The sequence below is a fragment of the Streptomyces sp. NPDC006624 genome, assembly GCF_040611555.1.
In the GTDB taxonomy this organism is placed as follows: Bacteria; Actinomycetota; Actinomycetes; order Streptomycetales; family Streptomycetaceae; genus Streptomyces.
On record NZ_JBEXOM010000011.1, the window covers coordinates 21,560 to 46,937 of the forward strand.

General features: G+C 72.3%; 19 protein-coding genes and 1 pseudogene. 6 read left to right on the plus strand and 14 right to left on the minus strand.

Annotated elements, in window-relative coordinates:
• Positions 1-79: 79 nt before the first annotated feature.
• On the minus strand, positions 80-517 hold the full coding sequence (locus tag ABZY20_RS21110; protein WP_356443033.1) for a MarR family winged helix-turn-helix transcriptional regulator: 438 nt from the start codon (positions 515-517) through the stop codon (positions 80-82).
• Positions 518-789: 272 nt separating this feature from the next.
• Between ABZY20_RS21110 and ABZY20_RS21115 the strand changes: the two genes are divergently transcribed.
• Positions 790-1,593 carry a putative protein N(5)-glutamine methyltransferase gene (locus ABZY20_RS21115; RefSeq protein ID WP_356443034.1) on the plus strand — a complete coding sequence of 268 codons (804 nt, stop codon included), beginning with the start codon at positions 790-792 and terminating at the stop codon, positions 1,591-1,593.
• A 279-nt stretch (positions 1,594-1,872) separates the two neighbouring features.
• Here ABZY20_RS21115 and ABZY20_RS21120 read toward each other — a convergent pair whose 3' ends face one another.
• From ABZY20_RS21120 to ABZY20_RS21130, 3 genes are all read right to left on the minus strand, one after another.
• Entirely contained in the window at positions 1,873-4,047 is a 2,175-nt protein-coding gene (locus tag ABZY20_RS21120) for an FUSC family protein (RefSeq protein WP_356443035.1), read from the minus strand.
• A gap of 319 nt (positions 4,048-4,366) precedes the next feature.
• Positions 4,367-5,542: a glutathione-independent formaldehyde dehydrogenase gene (locus tag ABZY20_RS21125; RefSeq protein ID WP_356443036.1), complete on the minus strand. Its 1,176-nt coding sequence runs from the start codon at positions 5,540-5,542 to the stop codon at positions 4,367-4,369.
• Between the two features lie 309 nt (positions 5,543-5,851).
• Positions 5,852-6,943: a hypothetical protein gene (locus ABZY20_RS21130; protein WP_356443037.1), complete on the minus strand. Its 1,092-nt coding sequence runs from the start codon at positions 6,941-6,943 to the stop codon at positions 5,852-5,854.
• A gap of 395 nt (positions 6,944-7,338) precedes the next feature.
• On the opposite strand from ABZY20_RS21130, the gene ABZY20_RS21135 reads away from it, so the two are divergent.
• Together ABZY20_RS21135 and ABZY20_RS21140 are read left to right on the plus strand one after the other, a co-directional pair.
• Positions 7,339-7,788, plus strand: coding sequence for a DUF1931 family protein (locus ABZY20_RS21135; RefSeq protein WP_356443038.1), 450 nt, complete (start codon positions 7,339-7,341; stop codon positions 7,786-7,788).
• Positions 7,789-7,990: 202 nt separating this feature from the next.
• A pseudogene (locus ABZY20_RS21140) lies at positions 7,991-8,319 on the plus strand (SpoIIE family protein phosphatase); the annotation flags it as partial.
• A gap of 503 nt (positions 8,320-8,822) precedes the next feature.
• Here ABZY20_RS21140 and ABZY20_RS21145 read toward each other — a convergent pair.
• From ABZY20_RS21145 to ABZY20_RS21185, 9 genes are read right to left on the minus strand one after another with little or no spacing between them, the layout of a single operon-like run.
• Positions 8,823-10,604 (minus strand): FAD-dependent oxidoreductase, encoded by a 1,782-nt coding sequence (locus ABZY20_RS21145; protein ID WP_356443039.1) that lies wholly within the window; start codon positions 10,602-10,604, stop codon positions 8,823-8,825.
• Entirely contained in the window at positions 10,604-10,867 is a 264-nt protein-coding gene (locus tag ABZY20_RS21150; RefSeq protein ID WP_356443040.1) for a UBP-type zinc finger domain-containing protein, read from the minus strand. The genes ABZY20_RS21145 and ABZY20_RS21150 overlap by 1 nt, the downstream gene beginning before the upstream one ends.
• Positions 10,868-10,873: 6 nt before the next feature.
• Positions 10,874-11,332, minus strand: a complete 459-nt coding sequence (gene trxA / locus ABZY20_RS21155; RefSeq protein ID WP_356443041.1) for a thioredoxin — start codon at positions 11,330-11,332, stop codon at positions 10,874-10,876.
• On the minus strand, positions 11,329-13,968 hold the full coding sequence (gene clpB, locus ABZY20_RS21160) for an ATP-dependent chaperone ClpB (protein WP_356443042.1): 2,640 nt from the start codon (positions 13,966-13,968) through the stop codon (positions 11,329-11,331). Before clpB ends, trxA begins: the two co-directional genes overlap by 4 nt.
• A complete protein-coding gene (locus ABZY20_RS21165) occupies positions 13,959-14,366 on the minus strand; it encodes a chaperone modulator CbpM (RefSeq protein ID WP_356443043.1) in 408 nt (135 codons plus the stop codon). The genes clpB and ABZY20_RS21165 overlap by 10 nt, the downstream gene beginning before the upstream one ends.
• Positions 14,363-15,319 carry a J domain-containing protein gene (locus tag ABZY20_RS21170; RefSeq protein WP_356443044.1) on the minus strand — a complete coding sequence of 319 codons (957 nt, stop codon included), beginning with the start codon at positions 15,317-15,319 and terminating at the stop codon, positions 14,363-14,365. Before ABZY20_RS21170 ends, ABZY20_RS21165 begins: the two co-directional genes overlap by 4 nt.
• A gap of 6 nt (positions 15,320-15,325) precedes the next feature.
• Complete coding sequence (gene grpE / locus ABZY20_RS21175; protein WP_356443045.1) at positions 15,326-15,943, minus strand: nucleotide exchange factor GrpE; 618 nt, start codon at positions 15,941-15,943, stop codon at positions 15,326-15,328.
• A gap of 9 nt (positions 15,944-15,952) precedes the next feature.
• Positions 15,953-17,863, minus strand: coding sequence for a molecular chaperone DnaK (gene dnaK / locus ABZY20_RS21180; protein WP_356443046.1), 1,911 nt, complete (start codon positions 17,861-17,863; stop codon positions 15,953-15,955).
• Positions 17,864-17,915: 52 nt separating this feature from the next.
• On the minus strand, positions 17,916-18,224 hold the full coding sequence (locus ABZY20_RS21185; RefSeq protein WP_356443047.1) for a general stress protein: 309 nt from the start codon (positions 18,222-18,224) through the stop codon (positions 17,916-17,918).
• Positions 18,225-18,654: 430 nt separating this feature from the next.
• Here ABZY20_RS21185 and ABZY20_RS21190 point away from each other — a divergent pair, with 430 nt between their 5' ends.
• On the plus strand, positions 18,655-20,223 hold the full coding sequence (locus ABZY20_RS21190) for a helix-turn-helix domain-containing protein (RefSeq protein WP_356443048.1): 1,569 nt from the start codon (positions 18,655-18,657) through the stop codon (positions 20,221-20,223).
• Positions 20,224-20,289: 66 nt separating this feature from the next.
• Here ABZY20_RS21190 and ABZY20_RS21195 read toward each other — a convergent pair whose 3' ends face one another.
• Positions 20,290-22,368, minus strand: coding sequence for a SpoIIE family protein phosphatase (locus ABZY20_RS21195; protein WP_356443049.1), 2,079 nt, complete (start codon positions 22,366-22,368; stop codon positions 20,290-20,292).
• A gap of 248 nt (positions 22,369-22,616) precedes the next feature.
• On the opposite strand from ABZY20_RS21195, the gene ABZY20_RS21200 reads away from it, so the two are divergent.
• Complete coding sequence (locus tag ABZY20_RS21200) at positions 22,617-22,988, plus strand: hypothetical protein (RefSeq protein ID WP_356443253.1); 372 nt, start codon at positions 22,617-22,619, stop codon at positions 22,986-22,988.
• Between the two features lie 343 nt (positions 22,989-23,331).
• Positions 23,332-25,347 (plus strand): NADPH-dependent 2,4-dienoyl-CoA reductase, encoded by a 2,016-nt coding sequence (locus ABZY20_RS21205; RefSeq protein WP_356443050.1) that lies wholly within the window; start codon positions 23,332-23,334, stop codon positions 25,345-25,347.
• Positions 25,348-25,378 lie beyond the last annotated feature (31 nt).

Here is a 25,378-nt window from a genome sequence, read left to right on the forward strand (position 1 = left end):
GCCTCCGGACCGGACCGGCGGTGCCCCGCCGGGCGGCTGTGCTCGGTGTCTGCGTACTCCACCGTACGTGCGGTGCGTCCTAGCCCCGCGGGCCGGGCCCGGATCCCGCGTTGTACCGCACCAGGTAGTCCGCGAACCGGGACAGGTCCTCCGCCGGCCAGTGCGCCAGCCGCTCCCCGAAGGCCGCCCGGCGGCTCTCGGCGACCCGGGCCAGGACACGGCGCCCGTCCCGCGTCAGACGCAGCACCTGGACGCGGTGGTCCCGCTCGCCGGGGCGGCGCTCGACGAGCCCGGCGCGCTCCAGCGCGGTCACCTGGCGGCTGACGGTGGACTTGTCCAGGGCGTAGTGGGCGGCCAGGTCGGTGGCGCGGCAGCTGCCGCTCTCCTCCAGGTGCCCCAGCAGCGTGTACGACACCAGCGACAGCTCGGGATGCATGCGTGCGGCCGCGGCACGGGCACGGCGGGCGAAGGCCGTCATCTCCCGCTGGATGGTCTCCACGGCGTCGGCGGTGTGCACGGGACCTCCCTCACGGCGCTGCCTGCTCCCTCCATGGTTGCATGCCCCAACCACGCCCCCTCGGCGACGGGCGGCCTGCCGGGCCGTGCCGCGCGGCGGGGTCGTCGGGTAGGGTTGCCGCCGGCTGTGGACGGACCCAGCCGCCGGGACCGGGGAGGTGAGACCCATTACCGCTGTGTCAGCTCGGGTGCTCACGTCCCGTCGTCGAGCGGATCGCCGGCCCTAGGCGACCGCAGGAGCGCCCTTCGGTTCCCGAAAGGCTCCGGGTTTCCATGCCGTCTGTGTCCTCCGTTCCTCCCTCCCCACCGTCCCCCCGTGACTCCGTCGTCGCCGCGCTGCGCGCGGCGGGCTGTGTCTTCGCCGAGGACGAGGCCGAGTTGATCCTCTCCACCGCGCGCACCCCGGCCGAGACCGCCGCCATGGTGGCGCGCCGCGTCAGCGGACTGCCCCTCGAACTCGTCGTCGGCTGGGCCGGGTTCATGGGTCTGCGCATCACCGTCACACCGGGCGTCTTCGTGCCGCGCCGCCGCACCGAGTTCCTGGTGGAGCAGGCCCTCGCGCAGGCTCCCGGTGCCACCGTCGTGGTGGATCTGTGCTGCGGCTCGGGCGCCGTGGGCGCGGCGCTGGCCGCCGGGCTCGGCCCCGTCGAACTGCACGCGGCCGACATCGACCCGGCGGCCGTGGACTGCGCCCGCGGCAACGTCGCCGCCGCCGGCGGCCGCGTCCATCAAGGCGACCTGTTCGAGGCGCTGCCCCCTGAGCTGCGCGGCCGCGTCGGCATCCTCGCGGCCAACGTGCCCTACGTCCCCAGCGACGAGATCGCCCTGCTGCCGCAGGAGGCCCGCGACCACGAGCCGCTGGTCGCCCTCGACGGCGGCACCGACGGCCTCGACGTCCTGCGGCGGGTCGCGGCCGAGGCGCCCCGCTGGCTCGCGCCGGGCGGCTGCGTCCTGGTGGAGACGAGCCGGCACCAGGCGCCGACCGCGGTGGACGTCTTCGGGCGCAGCGGCCTGACCGCCCGTCTCGCGGTCTCGCCGGAGCGCTGCGCCCATGTGGTGATCGGCGTCGCGCCCTAGCAGCCCCGCACCGGCTGGAGCCCGGTCGGTCCAGGGGCCGTACCGCGAGGAGGCGGTCGTTCTCTCCGCCCCGGACAGCGGCCTGGTGCGTTCATCGTGGACGAACTGCTCCACACCGTCCGCCTCACCACCAGGAACCGGACCGAGCCGTTTCTCGTCGGCCTGATTGCCGGCATCCGCAGAGTGATGACGACAGCGGTGTGCGTGTGGCGGCGCTCGACGCGGCCGGGAGTCCGCTTCCCGTTCCAGGAGGCGCGGCGCTCCCGGTCGCCGGAGCCGTCACCCACCCCGGTGCGCGGGTCCTGATCCGTCACCCCCAGCCGCGGCCGCCCGCACCCGATGCTCCTCGCGAGCGGAGCTGACGTCCCGTTCCAAGGGTGTGCGGCTCACTGCTGCCGCGAGGTCCTCCAGGGCCCGCTTCTGCAGTTCCGCCCCGCGTCGCAGCACCGGGCTCCGGTCCCCGGCGGTGCCCTCCCACGCGTCGAGCGCCTCCTCCACGCGCCGTCCCCAGTCCGGATTCCTGTGCTCGCGCACATCCTCCGCCGCCTGCGCGGTGTCCGCCTCCAGGGCCTCGGCGAGCCGCTCCGCGTCCGGGGCGAAACGGCTGCCGGCCCGCGGGACGTGGCTCTCCAGGAGCATCACTGCCCGGTCGAGTCCCTCGAGCGCCTCCTGCGCCTCCTCGGCCTCGCGCGATGTCAGACCTCTGGGGCCGACCGGTTCCTGCCTCGCCTGGTCGTAGGCCTCCTGCCAGGCGGCACGTGCCTGCCTGCTCGCCAGCAGGGCCCTGCGCATGTCGGCCCGATGCTCCCGGGTCGGTTCGGCGTGGCTGCGGAGCACCGCGGCCGCGTAGCGGCCGTCGGCGGCGAGCCAGTCCGCCAGCCGGCCCGGCAGCCGAGGGGTCTCCCATGCGGGGAACGCCACGTACGCCAGCATGGCCAGGGCCCCGCCGAGCAGGGTGAGCACCACCCGCTCCGGGACCGTCTGCTCCCACGCCTGGCCGCCCATGCCGAGCAGGAAGACGACGTACGCGGCAGTGAAGCACTGGGAGTAGGCGTAGCCGGTACGGAACAGCGTGTACGACAGGGCCGCCGCGACCACCGCCAGCGCGCCGAACACCTCGGCGTCCGGGCCCAGGGCCCGCACCATCCCGGTGGCGAGCGCGACCCCCGCCAGGGTCCCGGCGAGACGGCCCACCGCACGCGCGTACGTCCGGTGGAAGTCCGGCCGCATCACCATCACCGAGGCGATGGGCGCCCAGTAGCCGTGTTCCACGGGCAGCCGGGAAGCGATGAGATAGCCGAGCGTGGCCACCGCCGCCAGGCGGACGGCGTGCCGGAACACGGGCGAGTCCCGGCGGAGCTCACGGCGGACCGCACGGAGGACGACCGGGAGCAGCCTGAACATGGTCGGGCGCACCAGGAACCGGGCGCTCGCGGGGCCGGGCGGCGTAGGCGCCTTGTCGCGCGCCCCGCCGCTCCCGGCGATCTCCAGTGCCTCGGCGAGCAGTTCCACGAGCCGTTCGGCGGCCTGCCGGGCGGGCCCCTCCAGCACCTCGCCCTCCTCGTCAACGCGCAGGACGCCCGCGCTCGGGGGAGGTATCTCGGCGGGAGTGCCGCGGCGGATCGAACGGGCGGCCGCGTCCAGGACATCGGCGGCCGCGCCGAGCAACTCCCGTGCCCGGTCCCGCCCGGGTCCCTCCGCCGGGGCGCCGACGTGCGGATCGGCGAGCGCGGCGACGACCGGCAGAATGCGCTCGGCGAGGCCCCGGGGGCCGTGGAGGACGGGCGGCCGGGTGCGGGCCTGTGATGGCGTCACGGCGGCCGCGTCCCGGGCCGTCATCAGCGGCTCCGGGTCGAACGGCGCGGTCGGGTCGTGCCGCAGCCGGCGGGCGTGGTCAGCCACGGCGGCCAGAGCGTCGGCCAGCGCGTCCCGATGCGCCCCCCAGCGGCGCATCGGAAACACCAGGATCAGCACGGCCTGCGCCACCCCTCCGAGCGCGATGACCCCGGCGTGTTCCAGAGCTCGCCCGACGCTCGTGGGCAGGGTGATGGTCACCAGCATGCTGCCGACCGTCGTCGCTGCGACGATCCCCGCGGTCGATCCGAGGGCCCACGCCATCCCCGCGGCGAAGGCCCACACGCCCAGCACCGGGAGGAACGTCACGAGGCGCCCCGCCGCCAGGTAGCCCACGAAGGTACTGAGCGCCAGGCCCACGCCCGCGCCGAGCGCGATCACCTTGCGCGGACGCCAGCTGCGCTGGAAGGTGGCCGCACCCGCGGAGTAGGCACCGAGGGCAGCGGACGCGGCATACGCGGGGGAGACCAGCCACAGCGCCGGTCCGATGACGAGCGCCACCCCGGCAGCCGTGCGCAGCGCGAGCAGGGGCTCCAGCCGCGTCTCCTCGATCGTGAGCCCGGAGCGCGCGACCTCCCCGAAGGTCCGCAGCCACCTCACGGTGTGAGCCCGGCCGGAACGCTTTGCCGGGTCGAGGCGGCCCGGTCGGGGTGCGGCCGCCGGGCGAGGAAGCCTCCCGCCGGGCCCGAGAGCCGAGCGTCGGTGCATTCGCGGCACATCACCATGCGGCCTCACCAGTCCCCGGGTCTGCCTCGCACGGTCTTCGCCTCCGGCCCGGCGAGCATGCGGGGCCGCGGTCCGTCCTGCCGGGCCGGACTCCGGTGCTCGCCGCTGGTCCAGCCCCTGCCGGAATCAGGGTGACTGCCACCCGTCACCCGGACTGGTCCGGGGAGACAGACGGGCGGCGGTCCCTGGGTTCTTATCGCCTGCTGCCGTTGCCGTGTCCGTTCGGATGCAGGACCACCTTGGTCCAGCCCTCGTCACGGGCGTCGAAGTGCTCGTAGGCGGTGGGGGCCTCGTCCAGGCCGAGTTCGTGCGAGACGACGAAGCTCGGCTTCGCCTTGCCGCCGGCGATCAGATCCCGCAGCGCCCGGTTGTACTTCTTCACCGGCGCCTGCCCCGTGCCCATGCGCTGGCCCTTGAACCACATCATGCCGAAGTCGATCGGAACCTTCCCCTGCGCCTCCAGCTCGCCCTGGGCCTCTTCGCCGCCGGGGTCCTGGGGCAGGAACACGCCCACCACGCCGATGTGGCCCGTGAACCTGACCGAGTCGATCAGGCCGTTGAGCGTGATGCTGGCGTCCTCGTGTCCCTCGTGGTCGTGTGCCTGGTAGCCGACGCATTCACAGCCGTTGTCGGCGCCCAGACCGAGGGTGGCTTCCTTGACGACCTCCGCCGGGTCCTGCTCGGCGGTGTTGATCGGGATGGCCCCGAGCTCCTCCGCCTTGCGGAGCCGGTCGGGCTGGTGGTCGGCCACCCAGACGCGCCCTGCGCCCTTGAGCAGGGCCGAGTAGGCCGCCATCAGCCCGACGGGACCGGCCCCGAAGACGATGGTCTGGTCGCCCGGCTTGACGCCGGCCATCTCCGTGGCGTGATAGCCGGTGGGGAAGATGTCGGCGAGCATCACGTAGTCGGTCTGCCGCTCGGCGGCGTCCTCGCCCAGGCGCAGCGCGTTGAAGTCGCCGTAGGGCACGCGCAGCAGTTCCGCCTGGCCGCCCTGGTAGGGGCCCATCTCCGCGAATCCGTAGGCGGCTCCGGCGAGGGCCGGTTCCGGCTGCATGGTCAGGCAGTAGTTGGTCAGCCCCCGCTCGCACTGCTTGCAGAAGCCGCAGGCGATGTTGAAGGGCAGCACCACATACTCGCCGACCTGGACCTTGCGCACGGCCGAGCCGACCTCCACGACCTGGCCCATGTTCTCGTGTCCCAGGGTGCGGCCGGACTCGAACGAGGTGCGGCCCTCGTACATGTGCAGGTCCGAACCGCAGATGTTGGTGGTGGTGATCTTGACGAGGATGTCGCAGGGGTGCTCGATCCTCGCGTCCGGTACGTCCTTCACCGCGACCGTTCGCGGGCCTTCGTATACCGCTGCTCTCATGACTGCAGTCCCTTGCTGTGGCGGCATGACCGCACCAATGCGGTGACGAGACGGCGCGAAAGGCCTCACTCCCGGGCGTGGAACGCCGGGGGCGTGGGAGGCGGTCCGTGGCTCCGGCATGCCTCTGCGGGTCGTTCACCCGGATCAGGTGCAACGGCGCGGCCGGCGGCCTGCGATGCGGACTGCCGGCGGCGTGCCGCCCGGGTCCCCGTCGACCTCGACGCGAAACGAGCACGCGCGCATCGATCAGCAGGATCTTCTCATCCGGACGACCACCGGCCACCGCCGTGTCCCCGACTCGTACTCCGGCTAGTCCTCGTGGTCGTTCTCAAGCGTGCGGCGACGTTCCTGTTCGCGCTTGGAGTAGGCGGCCGCCCGGATCGCCTCGTCGCTCTCCAAGCCCGATCCCAGCGCGCCGCCCACGGTGGCGACCGAAGCGACGAACCAGGCCAGCGTCAGGTACTCCTCGGCGTGCAGCGGGGTGCGCGTCAGGGAAGCGAACACCTGGTCGTTGAGGATGAACAGCGCCCACACCAAGTTGATGACCATCAAGCCCACGTAGCAGACGAGCACCCCGACACCCACGGTCACGACCGTCGAGACGTTGTAGAGCCTGGCCCTCCGTCTCGCTTCCGGTGCGCCTTCTGCTGAGCGATGCCAGAGCTCCCCGTCCACGATCAGCCAGCCGATCATGAGCCCGACGGACCCGACCATGGCGATCACGAGCCGTGGCGCGCTCAGGGCCTCCGCGATGCTCCAGGTGGTGGAGTCCAGGGTGGCGATGGCCCCGGTGGCGAGTGCGGCCGCCAGGGCTTTCGACAAGCCCGTCACCAACCGCCACGGCCGGTTGGCGCGAACCATGCCGAAGAGTACTCGCAGGTAACCGCGCGGCCCCCTGGCGACGTACCGAAGATCGTCGGTCCCCTCCTCACCGATCGGGCCCGGACGAATGGGCGCGAGACGATTGACGAAGGGCCCCAGAGTCGTCCGACGTCGCGGAGGTGCCTCAGCGCCGGTGGTGTGCGGGCCCGCCAGGTCGAGCACGGCTTCTTCGACGGCCCGCCGGGCCCTCGTCAGCAGCCGCAGGCCCCCCAGTGAGGGAAGCGAGAGCAGCGCCAAGCCGTGTTCGTGATTCAGGTTCACCGCGAGCCTGCGGCCGTGTGAGTGCAGCGGAAGGTCGGTGAGGGCCACGACGATGTCCCAGTTCTCCGTGCTCCCACGGTCCATGATCCGGCGCATCAAAGTGGGCGGGTCCTCCGTCCCCGAGGTGAAGGGCTCACTGACCACCTCGACATCGAACCGTCGCCCCTGGCCCGACCTGTCGGCGAGCCGGGCGGAGAGTGTCCGGGCCATGCGCTGTGCGATCTCCGTCGGCGCGTACGGATCCGCCAGCAGAGCCACGACCGTAACGCCCTGAGACGACACCCGCATGAGTGGATCCTCCTCGCCGGCTGCCCCGCGATCCCAAGTGCCCACAGACGTCACCTGGGTAACGCCGACGCCGCGTGACACGCGGGCCCCCGCCTGCATCCGGCGGGACGGCCGGTGGGCGGGAAGAGCCGTGTCGACGGCGCGGGCCGCCGCTCACCGGCCTCTCCCCAGCGCTCTCCGGCCCTGCCGTCGGTCCGCACGCCCATCCAACGCCCCGGGCAGCCGGACGCCTGGGCCTGGCAGGGCAAGACGGAGAGGCCGATTGGGCCCGACATGCGCATGCGTTCGCGCGTCCCCGTCGGCCAGGCTGACTGAGAAGCCCAGGAGCCGGGAGCCACCCGGCTCCGCAGCCGGAGGTTGCCGTCATGACCGTGATGTCCATCGCCAGGTTCGAGAAGTTCTTCCGTGCGGCCGCAGGACTGAACGTCGACAAGAACGATCTCAAGCGCTACAGCGACTTCGTCGACGCCAAGCTCTACGATCTGCTGACCGTCGCCCAGGCCACCGCCAAGGCCAACGGGCGCGACGTCATCCGGACCTGTGACCTGCCGATCACGAAAGGTCTGCAGGAGAGCATTCACCACTTCCGGAAGATCGACCAGGAAGTAGAACTCAAGCCGATCCTGGAACAGCTCGCCACCCACCCCGCTCTGGACCGTACGCCCGATGAGGAGACCGAGGCGGCCTATCCGGACATCATCGGCGGACTCAGCCTGGCCCTCGCCGAGAGTTTCAAGATCCTCCACCCCGACCTGAAGAACCCCCGGACTCAGCACTGGGACGAGGCACGAGCCGTCTTCGACCTCCTGCTGTGAGGGGCGACCGCACCCGGGGGCGCAGGCACGGCAGGGCACATCCCAGCCTTCCGGACTGATCGGCCACCAGTTCGAGTGCCGGAGAGCTCAGATCGTGACGGCTCGAAGGTGTGGCTGCCCCTGACCGACGGGGCGGAGCGGCTGGGCGTCGTGAGGCTGAACATGAGCACCCTGAGGGCTCATACCACGGCGCTGCCGAACGGCGGCACTGCTCCTCGCACTGAACATGGGGCACGATCTGGCGTCCGGCCTTGCCACCTCTGCCGCCATGGCAGGCTGCCGTAACGCCCGACGCAGCGGGGCAGACCTGAACGAACTCGCGGGCACCACGGACGAGGCGCTCGCGACGTGGCTTCCGGAGCAGTTCTGGTGCACGACGTCAGCCTCGAACCCGGTGACCGGATTCTGCTCTACTCGGACGGCGTGGTGGAGTCACGCGACGAGGCGGGCGAGGAGTTCGGCCTGCAGCGCTTCACCGACCACATCATCCGGTCGACCGCAGCAGGGCAGAGCGCCCCGGAAGCGCTGCGCAAGAGGAATCCGTCGTATTTCATCGCTGCCTCTTTCTGCCGGGGTCACCGCTGGTCATAGGGCTCGCCCGGTGCGCTGCCGGGCCGGCCGCGTCCGTCCGTCGGCGCGTGACCGCCGCCGGCAGAGCTGCCTGGGGGGCCATGACAGGCCGGCATGAGCCATGTCCTCGTCCGCCAGGAGGGCGACGCGCTGCCCTGACGCTGCGCGCGTGGGTGCGGAGCAGAGGGGGGCAAGCGTTGAAGACGGGCAGAGGTGTGGCACGGGACGTCATTCACGAGTCACGTCATCCACGAGTCACCCCGGACGTCGGGCCTCGCCGGTCCGGCCGCGGTGCCGGACGGGGTCCGGAACCGCGGCGTTCGCGTCTCAGCCGCTGCTCCCGGTGCCTTCACTCGCCTCGCTGATCTCGACGTGACGGGGCTTTGCGACCCCGTTGGTACCGAACGGGCGCGGTCACTCCCATCGCCTCCTTCTCCTTCTGGTGATCTCGTCGCTCTCCGGGGTCATGCGAGCCAAGCGGACCCCTTCGGACGGGTGCGCGGGGCGCTGTCGGTGCCGCCGGGCGCGGCCGTGCGGCCCAGGCAGCGGTGCACGAAGTGGATGCTCATCGCGCCCTCGCCGACCGCGGAGGCCACGCGTTTCACCGAGCCGCTGCGCACGTCGCCGGCGGCGAAGACGCCGGGCAGGCTGGTCTCCAGGGTCATGCAGTCGCGGCCCTGGCTCTGCCACACGTCGGGAACGGAGCGGGCCTGCGCCTCCGGGCCGGTGAGCACGAAGCCCCGCGCGTCGAGGGCGAGCACGCCGGACAGCCACTCGGTGTGGGGGTCGGCGCCGGTGAAGACGAACAGGGCCCGCACCGTGAGCCGGCGGTGCTCGCCCGTACGGTGGTCGACCACGTCGACGGCCTCCAGCGTCGTGTCGCCGAGTGCCTCGGTCATCTCGGTGCGCAGCAGCACGCGCACCCGCGGGTGGCGCTCGACCTGATCGATCAGGTAGCGGGACATGTGCGCCTCCAGGCTCGGCCCACGGACGAGCAGATGCACCCGCGGTGCGTACCCGGCCAGGAAGAGCACGGCCTGGCCCGCGGAGTTGCCGCCTCCGACGACGGCCACCGGGTCGGTGCGGCACTGCTGGGCTTCGTAGACGGTCGCCGAGTAGTGGACGCTCGTTCCCTCCAGGCGTTCGATGCCGGGCACGTGGAGGCGGCGGTAGCGGGCGCCGGTGGCCAGGACGACGGCGCGGGCGGTGATCTCGCTGCCGTCGGCGAACCCGACGGCGTAGTGGCCGTCCCGCGGTTCGAGGCGGGCCGCCTCCGCCGGGACGCTGATCCGGGCGCCGAACTTGCCGGCCTGGAGCACGGCGCGGTCGGTGAGTTCGGCGCCGGAGATGCCGGAAGGGAAGCCGAGCAGATTCTCGATGCGGGACGACGTCCCGGCCTGGCCGCCGGTGGCCATCGCCTCGACCAGGGTCGTGCCGAGGCCCTCCGAGGCGGCGTTCACCGCGGCGGCGAGACCGGCCGGACCGGAGCCGACGATGAGGAGATCGCCGCGGCCGTTGCCCGACGGCAGGGGCGGCAAGCCGATCAACCGGGCCAGTTCGGCGTTGCTCGGATTGCGCAGCAGGGTCGTGTCACGCCAGATCACCAGCGGTGTCTGCTCCGGACCGACCGCGAAGCGGCGCAGCAGCGCCTCGGCCTCCTCGTCCGTCTCCAGATCGATCCAGCGGTACGGCAGCCGGTTGCGGGCGGCGAACTCACGCAGCCGCCGGGTGTCGGGCGAATAGCGCGAGCCGACGATGCGGAATCCGGCGCCCTGCCCGACGAGCAGGGCACGGCGGCCGAGGCAGGCGCGCAGCACCAGATCGCCGAGGACGGAGTCCCGGGTCACCAGGTCACGCAGCTGGTCCATGGACAGGGCGAGGACCTCACCGGGGTCCCTGACCGTCGCGGTGTAGAAGGCCACCTGCCCGTTCAGCAGGCCGAGTTCGCCGATGAAGCGGCCGGGGCCGTGCACCCGCAGCAGCCGTTCGTCGGGTGTGCCGTAGCCCTCGACGATGGCGACCGAGCCGCCGAGGACGACATAGAACGTCTCGCACCGCTCTCCCTCCCGGATGAGCACGTCGCCGGCGTCAACCGCGCGCCGCCGGCCACGCTGCGCCAGGCGGTCGATCTGCTCCTCCGGCAGGCGGGGATAGGCGCCGTAGATGTCGGCGGTCTCGAAGGGGACGCTCTCCTGCGTCTCGTCCGGCACCTGCGCTGCGCCGGGCCGCGTCTCGTGGCCGGACATCACACGAACGCCTCGTGGACGAAGCACCATCGCCAGTCCTCGCCGGGCTCCAGCGACGCCACGATCGGATGGCCGTCGGCGGCGGCGTGACGGCGCGCGTGCCGGTTCGGCGAGGAATCGCAGCAGCCGACGTGGCCGCAGGTCAGGCAGAGCCTCAGGTGGACCCACGGGGAGCCGAGCAGCAGACACTCCTGACACCCTTCGGGGGTGAGCGGCCGGACCGGCCGGACGAGCGCGAGGTGGGGGTCGGTTCTCAGGGTCATGGCTGTTCACCCGTTCCCGGCCGGTTCGCGGGGGGCGATCGACTGCTCCACCCACCGCCGCAGGACAGGGGCAGGTGCGGCACCCGCCTGACGGGCGATGGTCCGCCCTTTGTCGAGGACCAGCAGCGTCGGTACCGCCTGGACCTCGAACCGCTGCGCCAGGCGCGGGTTCTGGTCGATGTCGACCTTGACCAGCTTGATCTTTCCCGCGAGATCGGCGGCGACCTTCTCCAGCGCGGGGCTCACCATGCGGCAGGGGCCACACCAGGTGGCCCACAGGTCGACGACGACGGGCACGGTGGCCTGCTCGACGACCTCGGTGAAGTCGTCGTCACCCGCGTCGGCCGTCCACGGCAGCGGCTGTTTGCAGTTGCCGCACGTGGGGCGGCCCTCGGCGGCCACGGGCACCCGGTTGGTGCGCCCGCAGTGCGGGCAGGTGACGTTGGTGGCTTGCACGGTACTCATGCCGCCCTCGCTCCCTTGATGCCCTCGGGCTGGTCGTAGGTGACGACCAGCTCTCCGTGCTCGGCGTCCACACGGACCGTCGCGCCGTCCTGTACGTCGCCGCGCAGCAGGGCGCGCCCGACCAGCGTCTCCACCTCGTGGGAGATGTAACGCCGCAGCGGCCGGGCCCCGTACACCGGGTCGTAGCCCTGGTGGGCGATCAGCTCGCGTGCCGCCTCGGTGAGGTCGACGGTGATGCGGCGCTCGGCCAGGCGGCGGCGCAGTTCGTCGAACTGCAGCTCCACGATCCGCTCGATCTGCCGCTCACCGAGCGGCTTGAACAGCACGATGTCGTCGACGCGGTTGAGGAACTCCGGGCGGAAGTGCCCGCGCAGCTCACCCATGACCAGGGCGCGGGCGTCCGGCTTGATCTCGCCCTCGGCGGTGACGCCGTCGAGGAGGTGCTCGGAGCCGATGTTGGACGTCATGATGATCACGGTGTTGCGGAAGTCGACGGTGCGGCCCTGGGCGTCGGTGATGCGGCCGTCGTCGAGGATCTGCAGCAGGGTGTTGAAGACGTCGGTGTGCGCCTTCTCGATCTCGTCGAACAGCACGACCGAGTACGGCTTGCGGCGTACGGCCTCGGTGAGCTGACCGCCCTCCTCGTAGCCGACGTACCCGGGCGGTGCGCCCATCAGCCGGCTGACGGTGTGCCGCTCCTGGTACTCGCTCATGTCGAGGCGGACCATGTTCTCCTCGGAGTCGAACAGGGCCGCCGCGAGGGTCTTGGCCAGCTCGGTCTTCCCGACGCCGGTCGGGCCGAGGAAGATGAACGAGCCGATGGGGCGGCGCGGATCCCGGATGCCGGAACGGGCGCGGATGATGGCGTCGGCGACGAGCTTGACAGCCTCGTCCTGGCCGATGACGCGCTCGCGCAGGATCTCGTCGAGGCGCAGCAGCTTCTCGCGTTCGCCCTCCTGGAGGCGGGCGACGGGAACGCCGGTCCAGGCGGCGACGATCTCGGCGATCTCCTCCTCGGTGACGACCTCGCGCAGCAGCCGGTTCTGCCCCTGTTTGGCGGCCAGTTGCTCCTCCTCGGCCTTCAGCCGGCGTTCCAGGTCCTGGAGGCGGCCGTAGCGGAGTTCGGCGGCGCGGTTGAGGTCGTAGGCGCGTTCGGCCTCCTCCGCCTCGTGGCGGACCTGTTCCAGTTCCTGGCGCAGTTCCTGCACACGGCGGATCGCCTGCCGTTCGGCCTCCCACTGGGCGTGTTTGGCGTCGGCCTCACCGCGCAGGTCGGCCAGTTCCTTGCGCAGTTCCTCCAGGCGGGTCTTGCTGGCGGGGTCGGTCTCCTTGGAGAGGGCGGCCTCCTCGATCTCCAGGCGGGTGACGCGGCGGGTGATCTCGTCGAGTTCGGCGGGCATCGAGTCGATCTCGGTACGCAGCCGGGCGCAGGCTTCGTCGACGAGGTCGATGGCCTTGTCGGGCAGGAACCGGTCGGTGATGTAGCGGTGGGAGAGGGTGGCAGCGGATACCAGGGCGGTGTCCTGGATCTTCACGCCGTGGAAGATCTCCAGGCGTTCGCGCAGTCCGCGCAGGATGGAGATGGTGTCCTCCACGCTCGGCTCGTCGACCAGGACCTGCTGGAAGCGGCGTTCGAGGGCGGCGTCCTTCTCGATGTGCTTGCGGTACTCGTCGAGGGTGGTGGCGCCGATCATGTGCAGTTCGCCGCGGGCGAGCATCGGCTTGAGCATGTTGCCCGCGTCCATGGCTCCCTCGGCGGCGCCCGCGCCGACGACGGTGTGGAGTTCGTCGACGAAGAGCAGGATGTGCCCCTGGGCTGCCTTCACCTCGGACAGCACGGCCTTGAGGCGTTCCTCGAACTCGCCCCGGTACTTGGCGCCGGCCACCAGGGAGCCCATGTCGAGTGCGAACACGGTCTTGTCGCGCAGTCCTTCGGGCACGTCGCCGCGGACGATGCGCTGGGCGAGGCCCTCGACGATGGCGGTCTTGCCGACGCCGGGGTCGCCGATGAGGACCGGGTTGTTCTTGGTCTTGCGGCTGAGGATCTGGGTGACGCGGCGGATCTCGGCGTCCCTGCCGATGACCGGGTCGAGTTTGCCGTCCCTGGCCTCGGCGACCAGGTCGCGGCCGTACTTCTCCAGAGCCTCATAGGCCACTTCGGGGTTGGCGGAGGTGACCCGCTGGTTGCCGCGGATCCGGGTCAGCGCGCTCAGGAACGAGTCCCGGGTGATGCCGTGCTCCTTGAGCAGCCGTCCGGCGGCGGTGGACGAGCCCTCCTCGGCCAGGGCCAGCAGGAGGTGCTCCACGGACACGTACTCGTCCTTGAGGCGTTTGGCCTCCCGCTCGGCCGCGTCCAGCAGCCGGGACAGGCGCTGGGTGACGAACACCTGGCCCGGTGCCGCACCCGGGCCGGTCACCCTGGGCCGGCGGGAAAGCTCCTGACGCACAGCCGCACCGAGTTCCTCGGGCTCCCTGCCCGCCTGTTGCAGCAGCCGCGGGATCAGGCCGTCCTCCTGGTCGAGGAGCGCGAGCAGCAGATGCTCACCGTCGACCTCGGTCTGGCCCATGCGGACGGCGGCGGTCTGCGCCTCCTGGAGGGCCTCCTGTGACTTCTGGGTGAGACGGTTCATGTCCATGGGGGTGAGTCACTCCTCCTGCCGCGGTCGCGCAGTGCGGCTTCGAGCAGGCTGATGCGGTCGAGCAGGTCGAGCACCAGACCGATGGATGCGTAGTTGAGGCAGAGTCCTGAGCGCAGCCGCTGGACGCGGGCGAGGACCGCCGGGGCCGCGGGGTCGAACACCAGGTGCCCCGCGGCGTCGCGTTCGGCGTCGACCAGGCCGAGGGCGACGAACCGGCGGACCAGGTCGGGGTGGAGGCCCGCGCGGCGGGCCACGGTGTCCAGGGACAGCCTGGGCACGGGGACGAGCGCGTAGCGCACGGCCGTGGAACCGGCGCTCGTCCGTACGGGACGTCCGCCCGCCTCGGCCCGGGCGGTCCGGCCGCCGGTCGCGGCCCATGAGGGTCGGTCGCTCATGGCGTCCTCCTGGGGTCGTACGAAGAGGTGGCGGCGAGCTCCTCGAACAGCTCGCGCTCCCGGTCGCCGAGGGCGGGCGGCACCATGACGCGGAGTTCGGCGTACAGGTCGCCGTTCGCGCCGCGCGGGTTCGGCATGCCCTCGCCGCGCAGCCGCAGCCGCCGGCCGCTGGAGGAGCCCGCGGGCACCGTGACCTTGGCCGTGCCGCCGCCGGGGGTGGGCACCGGCACGGTCGCACCCAGGGCCGCCTCCCAGGGGCTGACCGGGACCTGTACATGGACGTCGCGGCCGTCCAGCCGGAACCGGGGGTGGGGCTGGATGCGCACCCGCAGGTACAGGTCGCCCGCGGGGGCGTCACCGCTTCCCCGGCCGCCCTCGCCCGCGAGCCGGATGCGCTGCCCGTCGGTGACGCCGGGCGGTACGTCGACCTCGTACCGCCGCGGCTGCCCGGTGGGGCCGGCGAGCGTGACGGTGCGGCGGCCGCCCCTGTAGGCCTCCTCGACGGTGAGCGGCAGCTCGGCCTCCTGGTCGGCTCCGGGGACGCCGCCCGGGGCAGCGCCGGCTCCGAACATGGAACCGAGCAGGTCCTCGATGTCGATGCCTTCCGCTCCGAAGCCGTCGCCGAAGCCGGCGTACCGCACACGAGAGCCGCCCGCGCCCGCGGTCCTTTGAGCGTGGAAGCCGCCGCCGGGTCCCGCGCCGGCGCCGACCCGCTCCTCCCAGTCCTCGGGGACCTTCCGGAAGTCCTCGCCGAAGCGGTCGTAGCGGGCCCGGGTCCTGGGGTCCGACAGGACGCTGTACGCCTCGTTGAAATCCTTGAAGCGTTCCTCCGCACCCGGGTCCTTGTTGACGTCGGGGTGGTACTTGCGGGCGAGTTTGCGATATGCCTGCTGGACCTCGTCCTGGCTCGCGGTCCGTGACACGCCCAGCACCTCGTAGAAGTCCTGTGCCATGACCGGTCACTCCCGCTTCGCGACCGTCACGGCGGCGGGCCTGAGCTGCCGTTCCCCGTCCCCGTAGCCCGGCCGCAGCACCTCCACGACCGTGCCCGGTGGGGCATCAGCGGCCTGGACGACGCCGACCACCTCGTGCCGGGCCGGGTCGAAGGCGACGCCGGTCTCCGCGTGCCGCGGGTAGCCGAGCAGTTCGAGGACGTTCACCCCCTGGTCGCGGACCGCCCGGACGCCCTCCACGATCGCGCCGGGGTCGGATCCCGCATGGGTCAGCGCCAGTTCGAGGTTGTCCAGGACGGGCAGGAAGGCGGCGGCGGTACGGGACCGCTCGGCCGTCCGCTCCCGCTCCAGTTCCCTGGCGTGGCGCTTGCGGAGATTGTCGAGGTCGGCGAGCGCGCGCCGCCAGCGGTCCTCGAGTTCCCTGAGCTCGGCCGTGTGCTGGTCCCCGGACGGTGCGGGGCCACCGGCCGCGTCGGGGCCGGGTTCCCCGGCCGTGCCGGACCCCGGCCCGGTCGGCGGGCTCGAGCGCGGAAGATCCCCTCGGGGAGGGCGCACGGCGCCCTCCGGAGCCGGGTCGGCCGGGTCCGGCACGGCCGGGTCGGATTCCCTGGGGTGGATCGGCATGGCGGTTCCTCAGTCCTTGTCGAACTCGGCATCGATGACGTCCTCGTCACCGCCACCGCCGCTCGGGCCGCCGCCGGTCGCACCGTCCCCGGTGGTGCCCTGGCCGGGACCGCCCGTGGCGGCGCCGGCCTGATGCGCCGCCAGCGCTGACAGCACCTGCTGGAGTTCGGAGGTCAGCGGACGCACCCGCTCCACGCCTGCCTCCTCCTTGACCGCCGCCCGGGCGTCCGACACCAGCATCTCGGCGCGTGCCTTCTCGTGCGCGGGCGCGGCGTCGCCCAGTTCGGCGAGGCGCTTGTCGACCTGGTAGGCGACGGCGTCGAGCTCGTTGCGGGCGTCGACGGCCTCGCGCAGGGCCTGGTCCTGGCCCTGGTTGCGCTCGGCCTCCTGGACCATGTGTTCGACTTCGCCGCGGTCGAGGTTGGAGCTCTCGGTGATGGTGATGCCCTGTTCCTTGCCGGTGTCCTGGTCTCCGGCCTTGACGTTGAGAATGCCGTTGGCGTCGATGTCGAAGGTGACCTCGACCTGCGGCTCGCCCCGCGGCGCCGGGCGGATGTCGGTGAGCTGGAAGCGGCCGAGCACCCGGTTGTCGGCGGCCCGTTCGCGCTCGCCCTGGAGGACGACGATGTCGACGGCCGGCTGGTTGTCCTCGGCGGTGGAGAAGGTCTCGGTGCGGCGCACGGGGATGGTGGTGTTCCGCTCGATGATCTTCGTCATCACACCGCCGCGTGTCTCGACACCCAGCGACAGGGGGGTGACATCGAGCAGCAGGACGTCCTTGACCTCGCCCTTGAGCACCCCGGCCTGGATCGCGGCACCCAGCGCCACGACCTCGTCGGGGTTGACGCTCATGTTGGGGTCCTTGCCGCCGGTCAGCCGGCGCACGAGGGCCTGGACGGCGGGGATGCGGGTGGAACCGCCGACGAGGATGACCTCGTCGATGTCGCTCTCGCCGACCTTGGCGTCGGCCATGGCCTGCTGGACCGGTTCCAGGCACCGCTCCACCAGGTCGCTGGTGATCTGCTCGAACGTGGACCGCATGACCGAGTCGGTGAGGTGCTTGGGGCCCGAGGCGTCGGCGGTGATGAACGGCAAGCTGACCTGTGTCTGCGTCACCGAACTCAGCTCGGTCTTGGCCTTCTCCGCCGCTTCGAACAGGCGTTGCAGCGCCTGCGGGTCCTTGCGCAGATCGATGCCGTTCTCCTTCTGGAAGTCGTCCGCGAGGTAATCCACCAGACGCCGGTCGAAGTCGTCACCGCCCAGGTGACTGTCGCCCGCCGTGGAACGCACCTCCACCACGCCGTCGCCCACGTCGAGGATGCTCACGTCGAACGTGCCGCCGCCGAGGTCGAAGACCAGCACCGTCTCGTGCTGCTTCTTGTCCATGCCGTACGCGAGGGCGGCCGCGGTCGGCTCGTTGATGATCCGCAGCACCTCGAGGCCCGCGATCCGCCCGGCGTCCTTGGTGGCGGTGCGCTGGGCGTCGTTGAAGTAGGCCGGCACCGTGATGACCGCCTCCGTGACCCGCTCCCCGAGCTGCCTGGAGGCGTCGTCGGCGAGTTTGCGCAGCACCTGGGCGCTGATCTCCTCGGGCGCGTAGAGCTTGTCGCGCACCTTGAAGCGGGCGACACCGCCCGGGCCCTCGACGACGTCGTACGCCACCGCCCTGGCCTCGTCCGGGATCTCGTCGAAGTGCCGGCCGATGAACCGCTTGGCCGAGTAGATGGTGCCCTTGGGGTTGAGGATCGCCTGGCGCCGGGCCAGCTGGCCCACCAGCCGCTCCCCGGTGTCGGTGAAGGCCACCACGGACGGTGTCGTACGGTTGCCCTCGCTGTTGGGCACGACGGAGGGTTCGCCGCCCTCCCACACGGCGATCACCGAGTTCGTGGTGCCCAGGTCGATGCCCACTGCCTTGGCCATGAGGAACTCCTCCCGGTGCGGCGGCACGCGCCGCACCTGCGGATCCGATCGTTCACGTACGGGCGGGAGGTCCGCCGACGTTGGTGGTCTGCGGCCCGCCGAGCAGCCGTACGGCCTCATCGGCGACCGCTTCGTCCACGACGCCGTCGTACCGGCTCGGCTCCATCGAGCGGAGCGAGGCGAAGTCCCGGCGGCCGCCCCGCAGGGCGTACGGCAGCAGACCGAACAGCGCGCCCGCGATCGCCCCGACGATGGCCACCCGCTCCATGGGAAACCCCTGGTCCGAGAGGTGGTCGACGGCGCGTTCGGCTTCCCGGTACGTCTCGTACGCGGCAACGGGCCTGCGAGGCTGCTCGGTCATCGCGCAGTCCTTCCTGCCTGTGTGCACGGCGGACCCGGCACACCTCAGACTCGCGAACCGGGCAGCTCCACGCCTGCACCCGGCAGGTCAAAGAACGAGGGAGCCCGTCCCCCCGCGAGCACGAGGCGAAAACCCCCGAGAACTCGGGTGAGCCGGTCTCAGCGGGGTAGGCGGAGTACGCCCACCTCCATGAGGGCTCGGGAAAGGGAGTGATCCCATGGTCGGCCGCTGGGCCCGGAACCCGCACCGAGGCCGTCCCGGCCAGGAAGGCAGCCTTCCGCGGAGCCGTCCGGGTGGCGCCCGGCGCTCTCGTGAAGCGGGTCCCGCCGGCACCTTCCCGGTCCGGGGGACCCGGCCCCCTCATGAACTGCTGGCAGTCTTCCGCGCCCTGTTCGACACCCGGAACGAAGGCGAGATCCTGCGCCTGGCCATGGACCACGTGTCGGCCCTCGGCCCGTACAGAGCCGAGGCCGGATACCTCAGGGTGCACGGCCACCTGGTCCCCAGCCCGCAGGGCGGGCCGGAGCACGCGGCAGCCGTCGACCGGACGGTGCGGGAGCTGACGGGGCGGGACGGCCCCGTGGCCGTTCCCGGCCGGTCACGGGGCCGGGCACTGGCCCTGCACGGACCCGGTGGACTGCACGGCTACCTCGTGGTGACGTCGCGCACCCGGCCCACCCATGCCCAGCACGTCCTGCTCGCCACGCTGGTACGCCTCACCGCCGCAGCCCTGTCGGTCGCCGTCGACCACCGCCGCCGGCAGGACGACGCGCTGGAACTGCACCGGCTGCGACGGGAACGCGCAACCCTCCAGCAGCGGCTGATCTCCCTCACGGCCGAGGCGGGATATGAGCGGGCCGTGCAGGACGCGTTCGCCGAGGCCGCGGCGTCGGGCGGCGGCGAGGAGGCCGTCACCAGCGCACTGCATGAACTCACCGGATTTCCGGTGCTGGTGGAGGACCGCTTCGGCCGGCTGCGGTCCTGGACCGGTCCCGGCCGGCCCGACCCCTATCCGGAACCGGACCCCGCCCGCCGTGAAGAGATGCTCCAGGAGGTCGCCCGCAGAGGCGGGCCCGTGCGCGTCAAGGACCGACTGATCTCCCTGGTACGCCCCCGCGGTGAGGTCCTCGGAGTGCTGGCCCTGGTCGACCCCCGGGACGACGCCGACGAGTACACCGTGTTCGCTCTGGAGCACGCCGCCACGTCCCTCGCCCTGGAACTGTCGCACCTGCGCCATCTGGCGGAGGTGGAGCTGCGACTGCGCCGCGCACTGGTCGACGACCTTCTGGGAGGCACGGACGAGGCGAGCGCCTACGCCCGGTCCGAGGCGTTCGGACACGACCTGCACCGCATCCAGTACGTGGTCGTCGTGCAGTGGAGGAGCCGGGCCCCGGACGACGCCTTCGCCCGGATCGTGGGCCGCGCGGCTTCGGCCGTGGGGATGCCGTCGCTGGTGACCCGGCGTTCCGACCACGTGGTCCTGGTCGCCGAGGGCAGGCCCGACGGCCACGCCTTGTACGAGACCCTCGCCCGGGAGACCGGCACACCGGACGGGACGATCGGGGTGAGTGCCCGCTGCGACACCCCGGGCGGTATTCCCGGCCGCTACCAGGAGGCACTGCGTGCCCTGGAGGTACGCCGCCGGTCTCGGAGCCGATATGGCACGACGTTCTTCGACGATCTGGGTCTCTACCGCATCCTGGGACCTGGGAACGAGTACCAGGAGCTGGACGGGTTCGTCAGGGAATGGCTCGGACAGCTCGTCGACTACGACGGCCGGCACCGTACGGCGCTCGTGGAGACCCTGTCCCGCTACTTCGACTGCGGCGGCAACTACACCGAGACCGCCGAATCCCTCGCGATCCACCGCAGCACGCTTCGCTACCGGCTCCAACGCATCCGCGAGATCAGCGGCCACGACCTCACGAACGTGGAGGACCGCCTCAACCTGCAGGTCGCGACCCGGGTGTGGAAGATCATGCTGGGCGGACCCCCTTGAGGCGCCCACGCACCGCAGGGCCGGCTCCACTCCGGGCCGGGGCGGAGCCTCCCGGTCCCGTGCCGGTCAGCCGGGTGCCGTGGCCCGCGCGATCAGCAACGCCACGTCGTCGAAGTTGTCCGGCTCGTGCAGCGTGCGCAGCAGCTCGTCGCAGACCTCCTCCAACGGCCGGTCGGGCCCGTCGAGCAGGGACAGCAGCGTGTCGAGCCGTTCGTCCAGCGGGTCGCGCCGGGTCTCGACCAGGCCGTCGGTGTAGAGCACCAGCCGGTCCCCGGCCTCCAGGTCGACGGTGGTCGTGGAGAAGGCCACCCCGCCCACGCCGAGCGGCACCCCCGTCGGCAGGTCGAGCAGCTCCGGAGGCCGCCCGGCCCGCAGGCGCACCGGCGGCAGATGCCCGGCGTTGGCGATCCGGCACTCCCGCAGATGCGGATCGTGGACGGCGTACACGCAGGTCGCGATGACCTGCTCGAGACCGGCCGTGATCCTGTCCAGGTGCTCCAGCAGCACGGCCGGGTCCAGGCCGAGGGAGGCCAGCGTGTTGGTCGCCGTCCGCAGCCGCCCCATGGCCGCCGCCGCGGGGATGCCGCTGCCCATCACGTCCCCGACGACGAGCGCGGTCCTGCCGCCGTCCAGCGGGATGACGTCGAACCAGTCGCCGCCGACCTCGCTCGTGGCCCCGGCCGGCTGGTAGCGGGAGGCGACCTCCAGCCCGCCCGTCACCGGCGGATGGCTGGGCAGCAGGCTGCGCTGGAGGGTGAGCGCGGTGTCGCGGGCGCTCTGGTACCAGCGGGCGTTGTCGATCTGCACGGCGGCCCGGGCCGCCAGCTCGCGCGCCAGCAGCAGGTCGTCCTCGGTGAACGGCAGGGGATTGCGGGTGCGTTTGAGGTCCAGGGCGCCCAGCACCTCGCCGCGCGCGATCAGCGGCACCGCCAGATAGGAGTGCACCCCGGCCCGGCTCAGCAGCCGGGCCGCCTCCGGGGACCGGGCGATGCGCGCCAGGTCCTCGTCCCCGACCTCCGGCAGCAGCACCGGGTTCGCCGTGCGCACGCACTGGGTGACGAGCCGGTCGGGCGCGTACCGGGCCACCTGCCCGGGCGGGTCGGCCGCCTCCAGCGCCTCCGCGGAGTCGTAGGCCTGGACCGCCAGGGCCCGGATCACCGCCGCCTCGGCCGGGCCGAGACTGGACTGCCGGCCCTGCACCACGGCGTCGAGCAGGTCGACGGCCGCGACGTCGGCGAGTTCCGGCACGGCCACCTCGGCGAGTTCGCGGGCCGTGTGGTCCAGGTCCAGGGTGGTGCCGATACGGCCCGAGGCGTCCGCGATGAGCGCCAGCCGCCGCCGCGCCGCCTCGGCCTCGATACCGGCCCGGTACTGCTCGGTGACGTCGACGATCGAGACGGCCACGCCCAGCACCGTCCCGAAGGCGTTCTCCAGCCGGTACAGCGAGACCGACCAGGCGTGGTCCTGGTGCGGGTCGGCCGGGGTGCGGCCGATGGTCGACTGGTCGACGACCGGCCGGCCCGTCCGCAGCACCCGGCGCGCCGCGGCCTCCAGGGCGTCGGCGTCCATCCGCGGCACCACCTCGCGCACCGTGCGGCCCAGGTGCTCCTCGGCCGGCACGCCGTTGATGTCCTCCAGCGCGGGGTTGACCGAGACGTACCGCAGGTCGGTGTCCAGCACCGCCAGGCCGATCGGGGACTGCGCGATCATCCGCGTCGACAGCGCCACCTCCCGCTCCAGCCGGCGCACGGTCGACTGGTCGGCGCACAGCCCCAGCGCGTAGACGTCGCCCTGGTCGTCGAGCAGCCGCATGTTGCGGAACTCCACGAGCCGGGTGCTGCCGTCCTTGCGGCGGACCGGGAACGCCCCGGCCCAGCTCTGCCCGGTGCCCATGACGTCCGCGAACAGCTTCACCACGAGGTCGACGTGCTCCTCGTGGACCATGATCCGGGCGGCGTACTGCCCGAGCGCCTCCCGCGCCTCGTACCCGAACAGCTCCTCGGCCTGCGGGCTCCACAGCACGATGCGGCCCGCGGAGTCCAGGACCACCGAGGCCACGCGCAGGACGTCGAGCAGCCCGCTGGGCCGCGCCGACCCGCCGGCCGAACGGTCGCCGCCGGCTTCGGCAGACCCGCTCGCACTCATCCCACGCCCCGCCTTCGCCGTTCCTCGCGGCACGCCGTCACGGTGCCCACACCCCAGTTCTACCGCGCGGAGCCGTCCCTCCGAGGCCCCTTCCGTCACCTTTCCGCATCTCCCACCCCGGCACGGGCCGCCCCGCGGCTTCGCCCTCATGGCGGGGCGGCGCCGGTAGTGCTCCCCGGAAGGTGGTGCTTTGCTGGGTAGGTCGGGCAAGGCGGCGGGGCGCCACGAGAGGAGCGATCACGATGGCCATGGACGAGGCACGAGCGCGCCCCCACTCCGTCTCGGTCGAGATCAGCGGGTGCAGTGTGCAGGACGCGCGGGTCGTGTTCGACACGCTGTGCGCCTGCTTCGAGTCCGACCGGTGCGCCGACGACGTCCCCGAGGAACTCGACGAGACCCGTCCCACCGTGTGGCTCGGCACCTTCGACGTCGCCGACGCGCACGAGGGCGCCCGCCCGGAGGCCCGGCTGTCCTCCTCGGTCGACGCCGACCTGTACGGCGGGTACTGGGCCGTCGAGCGGCTGCGGACCACCCTGGACTCGCTGTTCGACGTGCACGACCTGAGCACGGCCTCCGGCGACCAGGAGGAGGAACTGCACGTACGGCTCCAGAGCCGCTGACCGCCACCGACCGCCGCTGGACTCCGTAGCGGCGCCTCCGCAGCGCCGTCCGGCGTGCCCGCGTCGCGTCCGGACTGCCGGCAGGTCCCCGCCCTCGCCCCGCCCCCCGTCACGTCTCCGGGTCGGCGCGGCACACCCCGGCGCCCGGGGAACCGCCCGTGTGCTGCGCGGCACCGCCCGGCACGCGTGCCCGCGCCGCAGCTCACCGCGCCCGCCGTCCCCGGTTCCACCGCCCTCGCCACCCGGCCCTGCTGTGCCCTCTCCCACACCTTGTGCAACTAGTTGCATAAACCGGCGGTAGTCCTCTACAACTACGGGAACGACACCGCGCACGGAGGGCCCGATGAGCCGTTACCCGCACCTGCTGAGCCCCCTCGACCTGGGCTTCACCACCCTGCCCAACCGCGTCCTCATGGGCTCGATGCACGTAGGCCTGGAGGAGGCCGAGGGCGGGTTCGCGCGCATGGCCGCCTTCTACGCCGCCCGGGCCCGCGGGGGAGTGGGCCTCATCGTCACCGGCGGCATCGCCCCCAACGACGAGGGGCGGCCCTACGAGGGCGGCGCCAAGCTCACCACCGAGGCGGAGGCCGAGCAGCACCGCGTCATCACCGACGCCGTGCACCAGGCCGGTGGGCGCATCGCGATGCAGATCCTGCACTTCGGCCGCTACGCCTACCACAAGGACCTGGTCGCCCCCAGCCCCCTCCAGGCGCCCATCAGCCCCTTCCCGCCCCGCGAGCTCACCGACGCCGACATCGAGCGCACGATCGAGGACTACGTCCGTGCCGCCCGCCTCGCCCGGCAGGCCGGGTACGACGGCGTCGAGATCATGGGCTCCGAGGGCTACCTCATCAACGAGTTCATCGCCCGGCAGACCAACCAGCGCACCGACCGCTGGGGCGGCTCGTACGAGAACCGCACGCGCTTCCCGCTGGAGATCGTGCGCCGGGTGCGCGAGGCGGTCGGCGAGGACTTCATCGTCATCTACCGGCTGTCCATGCTCGACCTCGTCCCCGGCGGCTCGACCCTGGACGAGGTGATCACGCTCGCCAAGGCCGTCGAGGCCGCCGGGGCGACGATCATCAACACCGGCATCGGCTGGCACGAGGCCCGCATCCCCACCATCGCGACCTCCGTGCCGCGCGGCGCCTACACCTGGGTGACCAAGCGGCTCATGGGCGAGGTGTCCGTCCCGCTGGTCACCACCAACCGCATCAACACCCCCGAGCTCGCCGAGGAGCTGCTCGCCGAGGGCGCGGCCGACATGGTGTCCATGGCCCGGCCGATGCTCGCCGACCCCGACTTCGTCACCAAGGCCGAGGCCGGCCGCCCCGAGGCGATCAACACCTGCATCGGCTGCAACCAGGCCTGCCTCGACCACACCTTCAGCGGCCTGATCACCTCCTGCCTGGTCAACCCGCGCGCCTGCCACGAGACCGAGCTGGTGCTCTCCCCGACCCGGCTGCGCAAGCGCGTCGCGGTCGTCGGCGCCGGCCCGGCCGGACTGGCCTGCGCGGTCTCCGCCGCCGAGCGCGGGCACGAGGTGACGCTGTTCGACGCCGCGAGCGAGATCGGCGGCCAGCTCAACGTCGCCCGCAAGGTCCCCGGCAAGCAGGAGTTCGACGAGACGCTGCGCTACTTCCGCACCCAGCTCGACTGGCACGGCGTCGACGTCCGGCTGAACACGCACGTCACGGCCACCGGGCTCGACGGCTTCGACGAGGTCGTCGTCGCCACCGGCGTCACCCCCCGGACCCCGGACATCCCGGGCGTGGACCACCCGAGCGTCCTCGGCTACCTCGACGTGCTCCGCGACGGCGCCCCCGTCGGCGACCGGGTCGCGATCCTCGGCGCGGGCGGCATCGGCTTCGACGTCGCCGAGTTCCTCACCGACGGCGGCGACAAGGCCCACGAGGACCCGCGGACGTACTTCCGCCAGTGGGGCGTCGACATGGACTACCGCGGCCCCGGCGGCCTCGCCGCACCCGAGCGGCCCGCCCCGCCGCGCACCGTCCACCTGCTGCAGCGCAAGACGTCCAAGGTCGGCGCCGGCCTCGGCAAGACCACCGGCTGGATCCACCGCACCGAACTCAAGCACCGCGGCGTCACCATGGTCCCGGGCGTGCGCTACGACCGCATCGACGACGCCGGGCTGCACCTCACCGTCGGCGAGGAGAGCACGGTGCTCCCGGTCGACACGATCGTGCTGTGCACCGGCCAGGAGCCCCGGCGCGGCCTCTACGACGAGCTGCTCGCCGCCGGGCGCAGCGCCCACCTCATCGGCGGCGCGGACGTGGCGGCGGAACTGGACGCCAAGCGTGCCATCAAGCAGGGCACGGAGCTGGCCGCGGCCCTGTAGGGGCACCGCGGCCCGTCCCTAGGATGACTCC